Annotated in this window: 13 protein-coding genes; 9 read left to right on the forward strand and 4 right to left on the reverse strand. The window is 65.5% G+C overall.

The genetic code is table 11. The features are described from left to right. The coding region (locus tag GR167_RS20410) for a biotin carboxylase N-terminal domain-containing protein (protein ID WP_212769938.1) at positions 1–92 on the reverse strand (92 nt) is incomplete at its 3' end. Between the two features lie 216 nt (positions 93–308). After that, complete coding sequence (locus tag GR167_RS10285; protein WP_160973410.1) at positions 309–1,439, reverse strand: alpha-hydroxy acid oxidase; 1,131 nt, start codon at positions 1,437–1,439, stop codon at positions 309–311. Positions 1,440–1,636: 197 nt separating this feature from the next. Between GR167_RS10285 and GR167_RS10290 the strand changes: the two genes are divergently transcribed. Beyond that, positions 1,637–4,066, forward strand: coding sequence for an ATP-dependent helicase (locus GR167_RS10290; protein WP_160973411.1), 2,430 nt, complete (start codon positions 1,637–1,639; stop codon positions 4,064–4,066). 589 nt (positions 4,067–4,655) lie between these two features. Here the strand turns inward: GR167_RS10290 and GR167_RS10295 are convergent. Further along, complete coding sequence (locus GR167_RS10295; protein ID WP_160973412.1) at positions 4,656–4,874, reverse strand: DUF1127 domain-containing protein; 219 nt, start codon at positions 4,872–4,874, stop codon at positions 4,656–4,658. Positions 4,875–5,177: 303 nt separating this feature from the next. On the opposite strand from GR167_RS10295, the gene GR167_RS10300 reads away from it, so the two are divergent. Continuing rightward, positions 5,178–6,248 (forward strand): Mrp/NBP35 family ATP-binding protein, encoded by a 1,071-nt coding sequence (locus GR167_RS10300; protein WP_160973413.1) that lies wholly within the window; start codon positions 5,178–5,180, stop codon positions 6,246–6,248. A 62-nt stretch (positions 6,249–6,310) separates the two neighbouring features. Here the strand turns inward: GR167_RS10300 and GR167_RS10305 are convergent, their stop codons facing one another. After that, positions 6,311–8,398: a DEAD/DEAH box helicase gene (locus tag GR167_RS10305; protein ID WP_160973414.1), complete on the reverse strand. Its 2,088-nt coding sequence runs from the start codon at positions 8,396–8,398 to the stop codon at positions 6,311–6,313. A 189-nt stretch (positions 8,399–8,587) separates the two neighbouring features. Between GR167_RS10305 and GR167_RS10310 the strand changes: the two genes are divergently transcribed. From GR167_RS10310 to GR167_RS10340, 7 genes are all read left to right on the forward strand, one after another. After that, the gene (locus tag GR167_RS10310) at positions 8,588–8,842 is read left to right on the forward strand and encodes a hypothetical protein (RefSeq protein ID WP_160973415.1); all 255 of its coding nucleotides are present in this window, start codon (positions 8,588–8,590) and stop codon (positions 8,840–8,842) included. A 380-nt stretch (positions 8,843–9,222) separates the two neighbouring features. After that, entirely contained in the window at positions 9,223–9,726 is a 504-nt protein-coding gene (gene mraZ / locus GR167_RS10315; RefSeq protein WP_160973416.1) for a division/cell wall cluster transcriptional repressor MraZ, read from the forward strand. A gap of 1 nt (position 9,727) precedes the next feature. Beyond that, on the forward strand, positions 9,728–10,717 hold the full coding sequence (gene rsmH, locus GR167_RS10320) for a 16S rRNA (cytosine(1402)-N(4))-methyltransferase RsmH (RefSeq protein WP_160973417.1): 990 nt from the start codon (positions 9,728–9,730) through the stop codon (positions 10,715–10,717). A 3-nt stretch (positions 10,718–10,720) separates the two neighbouring features. After that, complete coding sequence (ftsL, locus tag GR167_RS10325; RefSeq protein WP_160973418.1) at positions 10,721–11,065, forward strand: cell division protein FtsL; 345 nt, start codon at positions 10,721–10,723, stop codon at positions 11,063–11,065. After that, positions 11,065–12,849, forward strand: coding sequence for a peptidoglycan D,D-transpeptidase FtsI family protein (locus tag GR167_RS10330; protein WP_160973419.1), 1,785 nt, complete (start codon positions 11,065–11,067; stop codon positions 12,847–12,849). The genes ftsL and GR167_RS10330 overlap by 1 nt, the downstream gene beginning before the upstream one ends. A gap of 17 nt (positions 12,850–12,866) precedes the next feature. Next, positions 12,867–14,363 carry a UDP-N-acetylmuramoyl-L-alanyl-D-glutamate--2,6-diaminopimelate ligase gene (locus GR167_RS10335; protein WP_160973420.1) on the forward strand — a complete coding sequence of 499 codons (1,497 nt, stop codon included), beginning with the start codon at positions 12,867–12,869 and terminating at the stop codon, positions 14,361–14,363. Next, positions 14,360–15,802 carry a UDP-N-acetylmuramoyl-tripeptide--D-alanyl-D-alanine ligase gene (locus tag GR167_RS10340; RefSeq protein ID WP_160973421.1) on the forward strand — a complete coding sequence of 481 codons (1,443 nt, stop codon included), beginning with the start codon at positions 14,360–14,362 and terminating at the stop codon, positions 15,800–15,802. The genes GR167_RS10335 and GR167_RS10340 overlap by 4 nt, the downstream gene beginning before the upstream one ends.

Here is a 15,802-nt window from a genome sequence, read left to right on the forward strand (position 1 = left end):
ACGGTCTTCTTGCCCAGCTCGTTCGCGGCCCGCATGATGCGGATCGCGATCTCGCCTCGGTTCGCTATCAGGATCTTGGTGAAATCGGCCATGGAGGGTCCCCCGGTCTTATAGAGTGTGCACGAAACGTACACTTTGTCATGCTGCGATGCAGCGCTCGTCGTTTTGCGACATATCGGTAACAATTCCTGACCAATGTCAAGTTGCTTGGCGCGGCGATTAAGTTGCGCCCGATGCAATCAGTCGATTGCTTTGCAGGAATGCAAAACCGTTATCGCAAACGTGCCGCGCCACAGGCGGCGATACCTCTATGTCAGCCGTCCCGGCAGATCGGCAAGCCGCGCAACGCCCATCTGGCCCAGGTTGGACTGCAGGTCCTTTGTCAGCATATCGACCAGGTGATCCGGCCCCGCCGCGCCAAGCGCGCCAAGGGCATAATGCCAGGCCCGGCCCATCATCACGAAATCGGCGCCAAGCGCGAGGGCGCGGCAGATATCCAGGCCCCCCTCGATGCCGCTGTCGAAAATCACCGGCAGCGTCGTTTCGGCGCGGATCGCCGGCAGCACCTCGATGGTGGCGGGAGCGGCGTCGAATTGCCGCCCGGCATGGTTCGACACCCAGATCGCATCGACCCCGGCCTGTTCCAGCGGTTTCACGTCGCGCGCATTCAGCACGCCCTTCACCACCAGCGGCCCGTCCCAGCCGTCGCGCAGCGCCTTCAGGTAATCCCAGTCCGGCGAGGTGCGCAGCAGATACCCCGCATGTTCCGTCGATCCCAGCCCGGTGACGTTTTCGGCATAGCTGTCGATCAGCCGCATCCGCGGCATGCCGGTGCGGGCGGTGCCAAGCGCCCAGGCCGGGCAGCGCGCCACCTGCGTCAGCAGGCGCGGCGTCAACCGCGGCGGGCTGGTCAGGCCGGAGCGCACCTGCCGCTCGCGACGACTCGCCACCGGCACGTCGACGGTCAGCACCAGGGTGGAAAACCCCGCGTCGCGGGCGCGTTTGAGCATATCGGCGCGGATATCCGGGTCGCGCGGCGGATAGATCTGGAACCAGCCATTGCCATCGAGGCAATCGCCGACCTCTTCCGGCGTCCGGCTGGCCACGGTCGACAGCCCATAGGGAATCCCGTGCCTGGTTGCCGCCTGCGCTAGCAGACGTTCCGCCTGCGGCCAGAACAGCCCCGACATGCCCACCGGGCTGACCCCGAAGGGCAGCGGCAGGCGCTTGCCGAACAGGTCCACCGACAGGTCCGGTTCCATCTCGCCATGCAGGATTGAGGGCATCAGCTCCACCGCGTCCAGCCTTTCGCGGTTGCGCTTCTGCGCCGCCTCCACCCCGGTGGCGCTGTCGAGATATTCGAACACGAACCACGGCATCCGCTTGCGGGCGCGGGCCTTCAGGTCGCTGATGGCGGGATATTTCCGATGCAAATCCATCCCCGCATTTGGACGCTCCGCGCGGCAAATGTCCAGCAAACTCGTTGTTTCTTCTTGGCAAAAATACTCCGGGGGTGAATGGGCCAGCGGCCCAGAGGGGGCAGCGCCCCCTTGCCCTGCTTTTGGCCGCAGAAAACCTGGGGAACAGAATGAGAACGTCCCTTTATCTCGCCCGCCGCCCGCGCTAGATTGTCCACATGAGCAGTTTCGACGAACATGACGCCTTCGAGGGCGCCTCGCTGTCGGCCCGCGCCATGGCGGCGCGGCCGCAACCTTACCTTGACGAATTAAACCCCGCCCAACGCGCGGCGGTCGAGGCGCTGGACGGGCCCGTGCTGATGCTGGCGGGCGCCGGCACCGGCAAGACCAAGGCGCTGACCGCGCGGATCGTGCATCTGCTCAATACCGGAAGGGCGCAGCCCAACGAAATCCTCGCCGTCACCTTCACCAACAAGGCGGCGCGGGAAATGAAGGAACGGGTGGGCCGGATGCTGGGCCAGGCGGTCGAGGGGATGCCGTGGCTGGGCACCTTCCACGCGATCTGCGTCAAGCTGTTGCGCCGTCACGCCGAACTGGTGGGGCTGAAGTCGAACTTCACCATTCTCGACACCGACGATCAGATCAGGCTGCTGAAACAGCTGATCGCGGCCAACAATATCGACGACAAGCGCTGGCCTGCGCGGCAACTGGCGGGAATCATCGACCACTGGAAAAACCGCGCCTGGACGCCGGAAAACGTGCCGGGGGCCGAGGCGAACGCCTTCAACGGCCGCGGGATCGAACTTTACGCCCAGTACCAGACCCGGCTGCGCGAATTGAACGCCACCGATTTCGGCGACCTGCTGCTGCATGTGGTGACGATCTTGCAGCAGCATGACGACGTGCTGCAGCAATACCGCCGCTGGTTCAAATACATCCTGGTGGACGAATACCAGGATACCAACGTGGCCCAATACCTGTGGCTGCGGCTGCTGGCGGGCGGGCACAAGAACATCTGCTGCGTCGGCGACGACGATCAGTCGATCTATGGCTGGCGCGGCGCTGAAGTGGGCAATATCCTGCGGTTTGAAAAGGATTTTCCCGGCGCGCAGGTGGTGCGGCTGGAACAGAATTACCGCTCGACCGAACATATCCTTGCGGCGGCAGGCGGTGTCATCCGCGGCAACCAAGGCCGCTTGGGCAAGGAGCTTTGGACCGAGGCGCAGGGCGGCGAAAAGGTCCGCCTGATCGGCCATTGGGACGGCGAAGAAGAAGCCCGCTGGATCGGCGAAGAGATCGAATCGATGCAGCGCGGCACCCGCGGCATGCGCGCCTTCGACCTCGACGATATCGCGATCCTTGTGCGGGCCTCGCACCAGATGCGCGCCTTCGAGGACCGGTTCCTGACCATCGGCCTGCCGTACCGCGTCATCGGCGGCCCGCGCTTTTACGAACGGATGGAAATCCGCGACGCGATGGCCTATTTCCGGCTGGTGGTCAGCCCCGAGGACGATTTGGCGTTTGAGCGCATCGTCAACACGCCCAAGCGCGGGCTTGGCGACAAGGCGCAGCAGACCATTCAGGCGGTGGCACGCGCCCATGGCGTCGGCCTGGTCGACGGCGCGCGGATCGCGCTGGACAATGGCGATATCAAGGGCAAGGGCGGCGCCGCCCTGCGTCAGCTGGTCGACGGTCTGGCGCGCTGGCACGGCATGACCCGCGGCCCGGTTCTGGCCTTTGACGAAAACGACGACGCGGTGATCGATGACGGCGCCGCGCCGCAGGTTCGCTATGGCGAACCGGACCTGTCGCATATGGAGCTGGCCGAAATCATCCTGGACGAATCCGGCTACACCGCCATGTGGCAGAACGACAAGACGCCCGAGGCGCCGGGTCGGTTGGAAAACCTCAAGGAACTGGTCAAGGCCTTGGAACAGTTCGAAAACCTTGCCGGGTTCCTGGAACACGTCGCGCTGATCATGGACAATGACAAGGGCGATGACGGCGCCAAGGTGTCGATCATGACACTGCACGCGGCCAAGGGGCTGGAATTCCCCGCCGTGTTCCTGCCGGGCTGGGAGGACGGGCTGTTCCCGTCGCAGCGCTCGATGGACGAAACCGGGTTGAAGGGGCTGGAGGAAGAACGCCGCCTTGCCTATGTCGGCATCACCCGCGCCGAGGAGATTTGCACGATTTCCTTCGCCGGAAACCGCCGGGTCTTCGGCCAGTGGCAATCGCAGCTGCCCTCGCGCTTCATCGACGAACTGCCCGAGGAACATGTCGAGGTGCTGACACCGCCGGGGCTCTATGGAGGCGGCTATGGCGCGGCGGCGCCGGCGCGGTCGGGGATCGAAACCCGCGCGTCGGAGGCAGATGTTTACAACTCGCCGGGCTGGAAACGGATGCAGGAGCGTAGCTCCGCCCGCCCGGCCAGCCAGCCCAGCCAGTCGCGCGGGGCGCGCAGCACGGTGCTCGATCTGGAAGCGGTCAGTTCTCATACGGTCGGCGAACGGGTGTTCCACCAGAAATTCGGCTACGGCGCGATCCTGGGCATCGAGGGCGACAAGCTCGAGGTGGATTTCGAAAAGGCCGGGGTGAAGAAGGTGGTGGCGCGCTTCGTGACCGGCGCCGACGACGTGCCGTTCTGACGGTCGCCTGAAGCTTCAGCCTGCAAATCACATCTTCCTATCTGAACAGTTGCCCGGCGGCGCTGCCGGGCAAGGCCCGCCCGCGCGGGCGGGCACTTCTGCATCGATGATGCAGTCCTCGCCGGTGCTTCGGCCCGCACAACCCCGTTTTCTTCTGCTTTTCGAAATGCCTCCCCGCAGCCGCAACAACCCTGCGGACAATAAAAAAACGGCGGCGCCCAGGGAGGAGGAGGGGCACCGCCGTCTTTGGTCCGGCACCCTCAGGGAGGAGGAGAGAGGCTGCCGTATCTGGGGCAAGGCGCGGTGACCCTAAGGGAGGAGGAGAAGGGCCACCGCTCTTGCAACGATCGGGATCCAGGGAGGAGGAGAGGATCCCGTCGAATATGTGTGTCAGGCGCGACGATCCCCAGGGAGGAGGAGAGGGGACCGCCGCTCTTGACAACGCAACCTCAGGGAGGAGGAGAGAGGTTGCGCATCTCTTTGGACCATTCAGGTCCGAATTTGGTGCGGCGACATCAGGGAGGAGGACGATGTCGCCGCCAGTTCACAGAAGCGCCAGGGAGGAGGAAGGCGCGTCTGATCCGTGAATTCAGTGTTCGCCGTAGGCGTGTTCCCAAGCCACCGAGCGCAGTTGCGACCGGCACAGGCCCAGGTCACGCAGTTCGCGGTTGCTCAGCGACGCCATTTCGTTCAGCGTCTCGCGATAGGTTTTGTAGCGGGCGTAACGCGCGCCCACTTCGTTGAAGAAGGCGGCGACGCGATCGACGACACCGGTGTTGTTGGTGCGGATATCGGATGCAGTTGCCATGTTCATCTCTTTCGTATTCTTAGCTGCCCGTTGGGCCGTGTTCGTTCTGTTGAGCCATATTTGGACCTTTTGCTGCGACTGCACAATGACCGATGCTGCAATGCAGCTATGCACGAAATGCATACGCAATACTGACCTATTCTTCGGGGTGCGGAGTTTTTGACCAATCGGTAAGCACAGGGCGATTTGTCGCTCCCACTTTCGTAGGGTAATCGCGGGGAACTGGCGCATTGGGGCTTGTGCTCGGGGCTTGTCACTGCCGCAAAACCGCCTTCTATTGCGACGAATCGTAAGGAGAGAGTCATGGCAGTCACGCGGGAAGAAATAGAATCGGCGCTGGAACAAATCGAATTGCCCGGCGGCGGCACCCTGGTCTCGCGCGACATGCTGCGGGCGCTGAGCATCGAGGGCGATACCGTGCGTTTCGTCATCGAGGCCCCCAATCCGGACGCCGCTCGCGCGATGGAGCCGCTGCGCGCCGCCGCCGAACGCTGTGTCGCTTCGCTTGACGGCGTGAATACGGTCACGGTGGCGCTGACCGCGCATGGCCCGGCGCCGCAGAAGCCTGCGCCCAGCCTGAAGGTCGGCGGTCACCCCAAGCCGCAGGCCGAGCCGCTGAAACCGGCCGGCGTCGACCGCATCCTGGTGGTCGGATCGGGCAAGGGCGGGGTGGGCAAATCCACCGTATCGTCAAACCTTGCCGTGGCGCTGGCCAAGCAGGGCCGCAAAGTGGGGCTGCTGGATGCAGATATATATGGTCCCAGCCAGCCGCGCATGATGGGCGTCAACAAGCGCCCCGCCAGCCCCGACGGCAAGACCATCGAACCGCTGCATGCCCATGGCGTCACGCTGATGTCGATCGGGCTGATGCTGGACCCCGACAAGGCGGTGGTCTGGCGCGGGCCGATGCTGATGGGGGCGCTGCAGCAGATGCTGGGTCAGGTGAACTGGGGCGAGCTGGACGTTTTGATCGTCGACCTGCCGCCGGGCACCGGCGACGTGCAGCTGACCCTGTGCCAGCGCGCGGTGCTGGAAGGCGCGATCATCGTGTCGACGCCGCAGGACGTGGCGCTGATCGACGCGCGCAAGGCGATCGACATGTTCAACACGCTGAAGACGCCGATCCTGGGAATGGTGGAAAACATGTCCTTCTTCCAATGCCCCGAATGCGGTCACGAGGCGCATATCTTCGGTCATGGCGGCGTCGCGGATGAGGCCGAGAAGCTGGGCGTGCCGCTGCTGGCGCAATTGCCGATCGACCTGGATACCCGCCTTGCAGGCGACACCGGCACGCCGGTCGCCGCCGGGAACGGCCCGATGGCCGAGGCTTACGCGAAACTGGCCGAGCGGCTGATCGAGGGCGGCATGGCGTAAGGTGGCTACCGCTTCGGCAAGGTAGAAAAGAAGAAGGCGGCCCGCTGGGGCCGCCTTTTTTATTACTTCTTCCGCCGGGGCATCGCGTCGGGGCCGCGGTCGGGGCCCGCGCCGCGGCGCTTGGGCTTGCCCATGCGGGCAGACGGGTCGCTGGCGCCCTTCTTGAAGGTGGAAGCGGGGCGGGCGGCCGGTTTGGCACCGCCTTCGGGCTTGCCGGGCCTGCCGCTGGGTTTTCCACTGGGCTTTCCGCCGGGCTTTCCCTTATGGGGCGGTTTGCCCTTATGGGCGGGTTTGTCGCCGCCCGCGGGCTTGTCCCATTTCTTGTTGCCGCGCGGCTTGTCGGCGAAATCGCGGTCATCGGCCTTGGCGCGGGGTTTGCGCGGCGCGTGCACCTCGTCGTCGCGTTTGACGTAATTGTCGTCACGCTTCTTATAGGGCTTGTCACTCTTATAGGGTTTGTCGCTCTTGTATGGCTTGTCACGCGGGCCCTGGCCCTCGGGCTTGCCCCAGACGCGCTTGGCATGGGCGCCGGGTTTCGGGGCGGGGCGAGAGGGCAGGTCGGGGGCGGCGTCCAGCACGATCACCCGGATGCCCTGTTCCAGCACCGCCTCGGCGCCGATCTTGTCCATGAACCGATCCCGCGCGGCGGCCTTCATTTCGACGAAGGTTTCCTTGTCCTGGATGCGGATCGCGCCGATATCGTCCTTGTCGATCGATCCTGCGCGGCACAGCATCGGCAGCAGCCAGCGCGCTTCGGCGCGCTCGGACTTGCCGATGGTCAGCCCGATCCAGGCCGAGGGACCGAAGGGCGTGCGTTCGCGCTTTTCCACCTTTTCCGGCACATCCAGGTCTTCGGGCGCCGAATGGCGCGCCTCGTACAGCGCCAGGTAGGCCTTGGCGAGCTGTTCGGCGCTGAACGTGTCGGTCAGGGTCTGGATGAAATCCAGTTGCGCCTCGGGCGCCGGATCGGTCCAGACCGGATCGGCCAGCATCCGTTCGCGATCCTTTTCGCGCACGTCATCTGCCGAGGGCGGCGGGCCCCATTCGGCCTTAACCTTGGCGAAACGCAGCAGGCGGTCGGCCTTCTTGTGGCTGCGATGGGTGACGATCAGTGCCGACACGCCCTTGCGCCCGGCGCGGCCGGTGCGGCCCGAACGGTGCAGCAGGGTTTCCGATCCGGTCGGCAATTCGGCATGCACCACCAGGTCCAGCTTCGGCAGGTCGATGCCGCGCGCCGCCACGTCGGTCGCCACGCAGACCCGTGCCCGGCCGTCGCGCATCGCCTGAAGCGCGTGGCTGCGTTCGCTCTGGCTTAGCTCGCCCGACAGTGCCACCACCTGGAAGCCGCGGTTCGACAGTCGCGCGGTCAGCCGGTTCACCATCGCGCGGGTGTTGCAGAACACGATGGCGTTTTGCGCATCGTAATAGCGCAGGGTGTTGATCACCGCGCCCTCGGTCGCTTGCGGCTGGGCGGTGAAGGCGCGGTATTCGATATCGCTGTGCTGCGGCGTGGCCGAGGTGGTTTTCACCCGCTCGGCGTCGTCGCGCATGAAGCTTTTCGACAGCCGCTCGATCTCGTTCGGGACGGTGGCGGAAAACATCAGGGTGCGGCGGGTGTCCGGCGCGGTGCCCAGGATGAATTCCAGGTCTTCGGCGAACCCGAGGTCCAGCATCTCGTCGGCTTCGTCCAGCACCACGGCGCGGATCGCGGACAGGTCGATGCTGTCGCGCTGGATATGGTCGCGCAGACGCCCCGGCGTGCCGACGACGATATGCGCGCCGCGTTCCAGCGCGCGCTTTTCGGTGCGCATGTCCATGCCGCCCACGCAGGAGGCCAGAACCGCGCCGGTGCCCGCGTAAAGCCATTCGAATTCGCGCCGCACCTGCAGCGCCAGTTCCCGCGTCGGCGCGATGATCAGCGCCAGCGGCGTGGCGGCGAAGGGCAGGCGGTCTTCCTCCCCCAGCAGGGTCGGCGCCAGCGCCAGCCCGAAGCCCACGGTCTTGCCCGACCCGGTCTGCGCCGAAACCAGCAGGTCGCGTTCGGCCAGGTCGGGGCGGATCATTTCCTGTTGCACAGGGGTCAGCGTGTCGTAACCGCGCGTGCTCAGCGCCTCGGCCAGTGCCGCGGGAAGATCAGAAGGAAGCGTCATGTCGGAATAGTGTCCTTGGCGGTGGCGACAGTCCCGAAGGGCCGGAAAAGGGCGGGCCGCGTGAATAAGCCGTGCGACCTATCCGGTTTTGCCGGGAAAGAGAAGCGGAAAGTTCTGTGGCTGCCACTATAGGCACTTTTGGGGTGAACCGGGAAGGAAATCCGTCCGGGCGCCTGCATTTGGGAAACCATGGGAACGGTGCGGGATCTGTTGGTCCGTCGCGCGAAGGTGATTTGCTTTTGGGGCGCGACGGGCCGGAATGCCATGGGAAATCCCGGCGAATTCTCGGCATTTCCCATCGCGCGCCGCGCTGCAGGACAGGGTTTTGAGGTGTTGATGAAAATTTTTTGGGACTTTATGGGATCGCTCGGCCCTGCCAAATCGAAACTATATGTAGTGGTCTGGTTGGCTTTTGATTCTACCACTGCCAAATTATCGCCATAATTCAGCACTTTCCCTGACTGTCACATTGCTGCTAAAAGCATGAATCGCCGAGTCGTGGGGAAATTTCCTGTTGATTTCCATGAATTCCCATGGCACTTCTAGTTCACACGATGAGGACGGGAACAATAAGGGGCAACAAGACCCCGCGAAAATCCCAAGTCAGGTTTCATACAGGCACCCGCTTTCATCGAAATTAGAGAGATCCGGCGCGCGGGCGAGCAGACATCCCCCCAGGTGGCGCGCGCAGCTGGACACCCCGCGAGGCGGGACGAGGGCGGCGGATTGGGCAGTGGCAGCAGCTCAATCCGCCGTTTCGTTTTCCGGACCCGCGGGTAAGCGCCAACAAGCCTGGGCGGGCAACAAAGGGACGGGCCAAGACAGTGGGTCTGAGTTTCAGAGGCGAGTTCAGCCAGAAGGTTGACGGCAAGGGTCGGATGTCGATCCCGGCTGCTTTTCGCCGTGTGCTCGAAGACGGCGACCCGGACTTCCCGCAAAATCCCAATCCGCGCATGGTGGTGCTTTACGGCCCGCATCTGAAGGGCTGCCTGCACGCCTACACGATCGAGGCGATGGCCGAGATCGAGGCCGACATCAAATCCCTGCCGCGCGGATCGAAGAAACGCCAGATGGCAAGCCGGATGATCCTCGGCAAATCGCTGGAAACCGAGATCGACCGCGACGGCCGGATCGTGCTGCCGAAGGAACGGCGCGCGCAGATCGGGCTGGAAGGCGAGGCGACGATGGTCGCGATGGGCGATTATTTCGAAATCTGGAACGCCGATACCTATACCGCCGAAGAAGCTGCCGAGATCGACGAATTCCTGTCCGAACAGGACGAGGATTTCGATCCGTTGACGCTGCTGGATGGTGCGGAGGGGGCATAACATGACCGACACGGTCCCGACCCCCGATGACGCCCCGCATATCCCGGTTCTTCTGCGCCCGCTGATCAAGGCGGTTTCCCCCGTTTCCGGTACCTGGCTCGACGGCACGTTTGGCGCTGGCGGCTATTCCCGCGCCTTGCTGGACGCGGGCGCCGACAAGGTGATCGGCGTCGACCGCGACCCGCTGGCCTTTGAAATGGCTGCGCCCTGGGCCGGTCAGTACGGCGACCGGCTGGAACTGGTGCAGGGGGTGTTTTCCCGGCTGGACGAATACGCGACCGACCTCGACGGCGTTGTGCTCGACCTCGGCGTCAGCTCGATGCAGCTCGACATGGCCGAACGGGGCTTTTCCTTCATGAAGGAAGGCCCGCTCGACATGCGGATGAGCCAGCAGGGCCGGTCGGCGGCGGATATCGTCAACGAGGCCAGCGAAAGCGACCTGGCCGATATCCTGTTCCATTACGGCGAAGAACGCGCCAGCCGCCGCATCGCCAGGGCGATCCTGCGCGAACGCGAAATCGAACCGATCACAACCACCCTGCGCCTTGCGCAGATCATCGAGGGTTGCCTGCCGCGGTCGAAACCGGGGCAATCGCATCCCGCCACCCGCAGTTTCCAGGCGCTGCGCATCGCGGTGAACGACGAATACGGCGAGTTGATCGGCGGGCTGGAAGCCGCCGAACGGGCGCTGAAGCCGGGCGGACAACTGGCCGTGGTCACCTTCCATTCGATCGAGGACCGGATGGTGAAGCGGTTCTTCCAGCAGCGCTCGGGCGGCGGCGGACGCGGCAGCCGCTATGCGCCGGAACAGCAGGAAGAGGCGGCCCAGTTCACCCTGAAGACCCGCAAGGCGATCGGCCCGGACGATCAGGAACTGGCGGAAAACCCCCGCTCGCGCAGCGCCAAGCTGCGGGTGGGGATCCGCACCGAGGCCCCGGCGGGGCCGTGTGACCGCAAGGGATTGGGCATGCCGATGCTGAAAGGGAAATAAGCGATGCGCAGTTTCTTTTATATCGTGACCGCCCTGTCGGTGATCGGGCTCGCCTTCTGGGCCTATCAGGAAAATTACAAGACCCAGGCGGCTCTGGATCAGACCGAGGACCTGCAGGCCCGGATCGGCGCCACCCGGTCGCGGCTGGCGATGCTGCGGGCCGAATGGGCCTATCTCAACCGGCCCGACCGGTTGCGCGAACTGGCCGAGATCAATTTCGACCGGCTGGGGCTGCTGCCGCTGGCGCCGGAACAGTTCGGCAAGGTCGATCAGGTCGCCTATCCGGCGCAGGTTTCCAATTTCGTCATCACCGAACCGGTGGACGTGTCGTCGCGCGGGGGGATGTGATGATCCGGACACCGCTGCGCCCGCTGGCCCGTATCCTCGAAGCCCGTCAGAAGGGCGAAAACCCCGACGCGATCGAGCGTGAAAACATCCGCCTGCGGCACGAGGAAATGCGCGACCGCGCCCGGCAACGGGCCGAGGGCCGGCTGCTGGTGCTGGGGCTGTTCTTCCTCTGCGCCTTTTCGGCGGTGGGCGGACGGATGGCGATGCTGTCGGCGTCGGAACCGACCGAACCGCGCGCCAGCGCCGCTGGGGCCGGGATCGTGGCGCAGCGCGCCGATATCGTCGACCGGCAGGGCCGTATCCTGGCCACCAACCTGGAAACCTATTCGCTTTATGCGCAGCCGCCGCAACTGATCGACCCGCAGCATGCCGCCGAGGAACTGGCGCGCATCTTCCCCGATCTGGACCGCGATGAATTGCTGGAAGATTTCACCGGAAAACGCAAATTCCTGTGGATTCGCAAGAAGCTGAGCCCCGAACAGAAACAGGCGGTGCACGATATCGGCGATCCCGGCCTGATGTTCGGCCCGCGCGAAATGCGGCTTTACCCCAACGGCCATCTGGCCGCCCATGTGCTGGGGGGCGCCGGGTTCGGGCGCGAAGGCGTGCACGCGGCCGAGGTGATCGGGGTGGCGGGCGTCGAACGCCGCTTCGACGACATGCTGCGCGACCCCGCCAACGAGGGCAAGGCGTTGCAACTGTCGCTCGACCTGTCGGTGCAGGCGGCGGCCGAACGGGTGCTTTACGGCGGCATGAAGCTGATGAACGCCAAGGGCGCGGCGGCGGTTCTGCTGGATGTGCATACCGGCGAAATTGTCTCGCTCGTCTCGCTGCCCGATTTCGACCCGAACGACCGGCCACGGCCGCCGACCCAGGGCCACGCCGCCGACAGCCCGCTGTTTAATCGCGCGGTTCAGGGCGTCTACGAGCTGGGGTCGACCTTCAAGATCTTCGCCGCGGCGCAGGCGATGGAACTGGGGCTGGCGCAGCCCGAAACCGTGGTCGATATCCGCGGCCCGCTGCGGTGGGGGCGCTTCCGCATCCGTGATTTCCACAATTACGGCAAGGAATTGAGCCTGACCCAGATCATCGTGAAATCCTCCAACATCGGCACCGCGCGCATCGCGCAGGAAATCGGTGTTGAGCGGCAGAAGGATTTCCTCAAGAATCTCGGCTTCTTCGAGGCCACCCCGGTCGAGCTGACCGAGGCGGGCGGCGGCACGCCACTGCTGCCGCCGAAATGGTCGGAACTGTCGACGATGACGATTTCCTACGGCCACGGGTTGTCGGCGACGCCGATGCACCTGGCCGCCGCCTATGCCGCCATCGCCAATGGCGGCACCAAGGTGACGCCGACGCTGCTGAAACAGGATGCCCCGCAGATGGGCCCGCGGGTGATGTCGTCGCAAAGCGCCCGCGCCGCGCGGATGATGCTGCGCAAGGTGGTCAGCGAAGGCACCGCCAGCTTCGGCGAGGTGCCGGGCTACGCGGTGGCGGGCAAGACCGGCACCGCCGACAAGCCCAAGGAAAACGGCGGCGGGTATTACGAGGACCGGGTGATCGCCACCTTCGCCTCGATGTTCCCGGCGCATGATCCGCAATACGTTCTGGTGGTGACGCTGGACGAACCGTCGGAAAATTCCGGTCCCGAACCGCGCCGCACCGCCGGCTGGACCGCCGTGCCGGTGGCCGCCGAAATGATCCGCCGCATCGCGCCGCTTCTGGGGCTGCGGCCCGAGATTGAACCCGCCACACTGGCTGATATAACCCTGACATCGAACTAAGCCGGGAAAGGCGCACGATGGCAGAGCAGGGCAAATCACAAGGAAAGTCGCTGGGGGAACTGGGGCTGACCGCGCAAGGCGGCCGCAATCCCTTCATCGCAGGGCTGGCGGTGGACAGCCGCGAGGTGCGCAAGGGTTACCTGTTTGCCGCGCTGCCGGGCACCAAGGTGCATGGCGCGACTTTCGTTGAAACCGCGCTGGAACTGGGCGCCGGTGCCATCCTGACCGATGCCGAGGGCGCCCGGATCGCCGCCGACGCGCTGTCGCGCAGCGAGGCCGCGCTGATCGTCGCCGAGGACCCGCGCCAGACGCTGGCCTATACCGCCGCGCTGTGGTTCGGCGGGCAGCCCGAAACCATGGTTGCCGTCACCGGCACCAATGGCAAAACCTCGGTCGCCACCTTCGCGCGGCAGATCTGGACGGAACTGGGTTTCGACGCGGTCAACCTAGGCACCACCGGGGTCGAGGGCGCCTATCAGGCGCCGCTGCATCACACCACGCCCGAACCGATCACCCTGCACCGGATGCTGGCCGCCTGCGCCGATGCCGGCATCACCCATGCCGCGATGGAAGCCTCCAGCCACGGGCTGGCGCAGCGGCGGCTGGACGGGGTGCAGCTGAAGGCGGCGGGGTTCACCAATTTCACCCAGGATCACCTGGATTATCACGCCACGTTCGACGATTATTTCCACGCCAAGGCGGGGCTGTTCACAAGGGTTCTGCCCGAAGACGGCGTCGCGGTGGTCAATATCGACGACCCGCGCGGGCAGGACATCGCCGAACTGGCCGCCGAGCGCGGCCAGCGGGTGATCCGCGTCGGCCGAACGCCGCTGGCCGATCTGCAACTGCAGGGCCAGCGTTTCGACGCCACCGGGCAGGAACTGCGCTTCGGCTTCGAGGGCAAATCGCATCTGGTGCGGCTGCCGCTGATCGGCGGCTTCCAGGCCGAAAACGTGCTGCTGGCCGCCGGTCTGGTGATCGGCGCGGGCGCCGATGCCGACCGTGTGTTCGAAACCCTGCCGCATCTGGGCACCGTCCGGGGCCGGATGCAGCTGGCCGCGACGCGCGCCAACGGCGCCACCGTCTTCGTAGACTTCGCCCATACACCCGACGCGGTGAAAACCGCGCTGACCGCGCTGCGCCCGCATGTGATGGGCCGTCTGGTGGCGGTGGTGGGCGCGGGCGGCGACCGCGACCGTACCAAGCGGCCGCTGATGGGGCAGGCGGCGGCGGAAAACGCCGATCTGGTGATCGTCACCGACGACAACCCGCGCAGCGAAGACCCCGCCGCGATCCGCCAGGACGTGATGATGGGCTGCCCCGACGCGATCGAGGTCGGCGATAGGGCCGAGGCGATCCTGCGCGGCGTCGATGCTTTGGGGCCGGGTGACGCGCTGCTGATCGCGGGCAAGGGGCATGAAAGCGGCCAGGTGGTGGGCGACGTGACCTATCCGTTCGACGATGCCGAACAGGCCAGCGTCGCGGTGTCGGCGCTGGACGGGGGGATGGCATGACGCTTTGGACCGCAGATGAGGCCGCGAAGGCCACCGGCGGGCGCGCCACTTGCGACTGGCAGGCGGATGGCGTTTCCATCGACACCCGCACGATCCGCCCGGGCGACCTGTTCGTCGCGCTGAAGGCGGCGCGGGACGGGCATGATTTCGTGGCGCAGGCGCTGGAAAAGGGCGCGGCGGCGGCTTTGGTTTCGTATGTGCCCGAGGGCGTGGCCGAGGATGCGCCGCTGCTGATCGTGCCCGATGTTCTGAAGGGGCTTGAGGACATGGGCCGCGCGGCGCGCGCGCGGACCGATGCCAGGGTCGTGGCGGTCACCGGATCGGTCGGCAAGACCTCGACCAAGGAAATGCTGCGCACCGTTCTGACCGGGCAGGGCAAGACCCACGCGGCCGAGGCCAGTTACAACAATCAATGGGGCGTGCCGCTGACGCTGGCGCGGATGCCGCGCGACACGGATTTCGCGGTGATCGAGATCGGCATGAACCACGCGGGCGAAATCGCCCCGCTGGCGCGGATGGCGCGGCCGCATGTGGCGATGATCACCACCGTCGCCGCCGCCCACCTGGAGGCGTTCGAGAATATCGAGGCGATCGCGCGCGAAAAGGCGGCCATTTTCGACGGGCTGGAACCGGGCGGCGTGGCCGTCACCAATGGCGATCTGGATACCGCACCGATCCTGGAAGACGCGGCGCGCCAGCACGGCGCGCGCATCATCACCTTCGGCGAGGCGGCGCGCAATCACCACCGGCTGACCGAGGTAACCCTGGTCGATGACGTCACCGTGGTGCGGGGGCGGCGCTGGCGCAGCCCGATATTGTTCAAGATCATGGCCGCGGGGCGGCATTTCGCGGTCAACGCAATGGGCGTCATGGCGGTGATCCACGCGCTGCGGCTTGACCCGACGATGGCAGCCGCCGACCTGGCGCGCTGGCAACCGCCTGCGGGGCGGGGGATGCGCGAACGTATCCAGCTTGATCCGGTGACCGAGGATCAGGCGCTCGAGCTGATCGACGACGCCTTCAACGCCAACCCCACCTCGATGGCCGCCGCTTTGGAAGTTCTGGCCGCGGCGCAGCCGCGCGACGGGATCGGCCGCGTCGCCAAGGGACGGCGGGTGGCGATCCTGGGCGACATGCTGGAACTGGGCGACGACGAGATCGAGATGCACGAAGACCTGGCCGATCTGCCCTGGATTGCCGATATCGACGTGATCCATTGCGTCGGGCCGCGGATGAACCGGCTTTGGGCGCGTCTGCCCGCGCAGCAGCGCGGCGATTGGACCGAAACCGCCGGCAAGCTGGCCGAGCGGGCGCACCGGCTGATCGATGCCGGCGACGTGGTGCTGGTGAAGGGATCGAAAGGGTCGAAAGTGTCCAAGGTTGTTGACGCGATCCGAAAACTGGGCCATGCCGCGCCCCAATCTGAACAAGGGGCCTGA

This window comes from Thalassovita mangrovi (genome assembly GCF_009857745.1).
Taxonomy (GTDB): domain Bacteria; phylum Pseudomonadota; class Alphaproteobacteria; order Rhodobacterales; family Rhodobacteraceae; genus Thalassobius; species Thalassobius mangrovi.

Bases quoted from the DNA above. Each gene is read 5' to 3' on its own strand.
- GR167_RS10285 (WP_160973410.1), bottom strand. From the start codon at position 1,439: ATGGATTTGCATCGGAAATATCCCGCCATCAGCGACCTGAAGGCCCGC.
- GR167_RS10290 (WP_160973411.1), top strand. From the start codon at position 1,637: ATGAGCAGTTTCGACGAACATGACGCCTTCGAGGGCGCCTCGCTGTCG.
- GR167_RS10295 (WP_160973412.1), bottom strand. From the start codon at position 4,874: ATGGCAACTGCATCCGATATCCGCACCAACAACACCGGTGTCGTCGAT.
- GR167_RS10300 (WP_160973413.1), top strand. From the start codon at position 5,178: ATGGCAGTCACGCGGGAAGAAATAGAATCGGCGCTGGAACAAATCGAA.
- GR167_RS10305 (WP_160973414.1), bottom strand. From the start codon at position 8,398: ATGACGCTTCCTTCTGATCTTCCCGCGGCACTGGCCGAGGCGCTGAGC.
- GR167_RS10310 (WP_160973415.1), top strand. From the start codon at position 8,588: ATGGGAACGGTGCGGGATCTGTTGGTCCGTCGCGCGAAGGTGATTTGC.
- rsmH (WP_160973417.1), top strand. From the start codon at position 9,728: ATGACCGACACGGTCCCGACCCCCGATGACGCCCCGCATATCCCGGTT.
- ftsL (WP_160973418.1), top strand. From the start codon at position 10,721: ATGCGCAGTTTCTTTTATATCGTGACCGCCCTGTCGGTGATCGGGCTC.
- GR167_RS10330 (WP_160973419.1), top strand. From the start codon at position 11,065: ATGATCCGGACACCGCTGCGCCCGCTGGCCCGTATCCTCGAAGCCCGT.
- GR167_RS10335 (WP_160973420.1), top strand. From the start codon at position 12,867: ATGGCAGAGCAGGGCAAATCACAAGGAAAGTCGCTGGGGGAACTGGGG.
- GR167_RS10340 (WP_160973421.1), top strand. From the start codon at position 14,360: ATGACGCTTTGGACCGCAGATGAGGCCGCGAAGGCCACCGGCGGGCGC.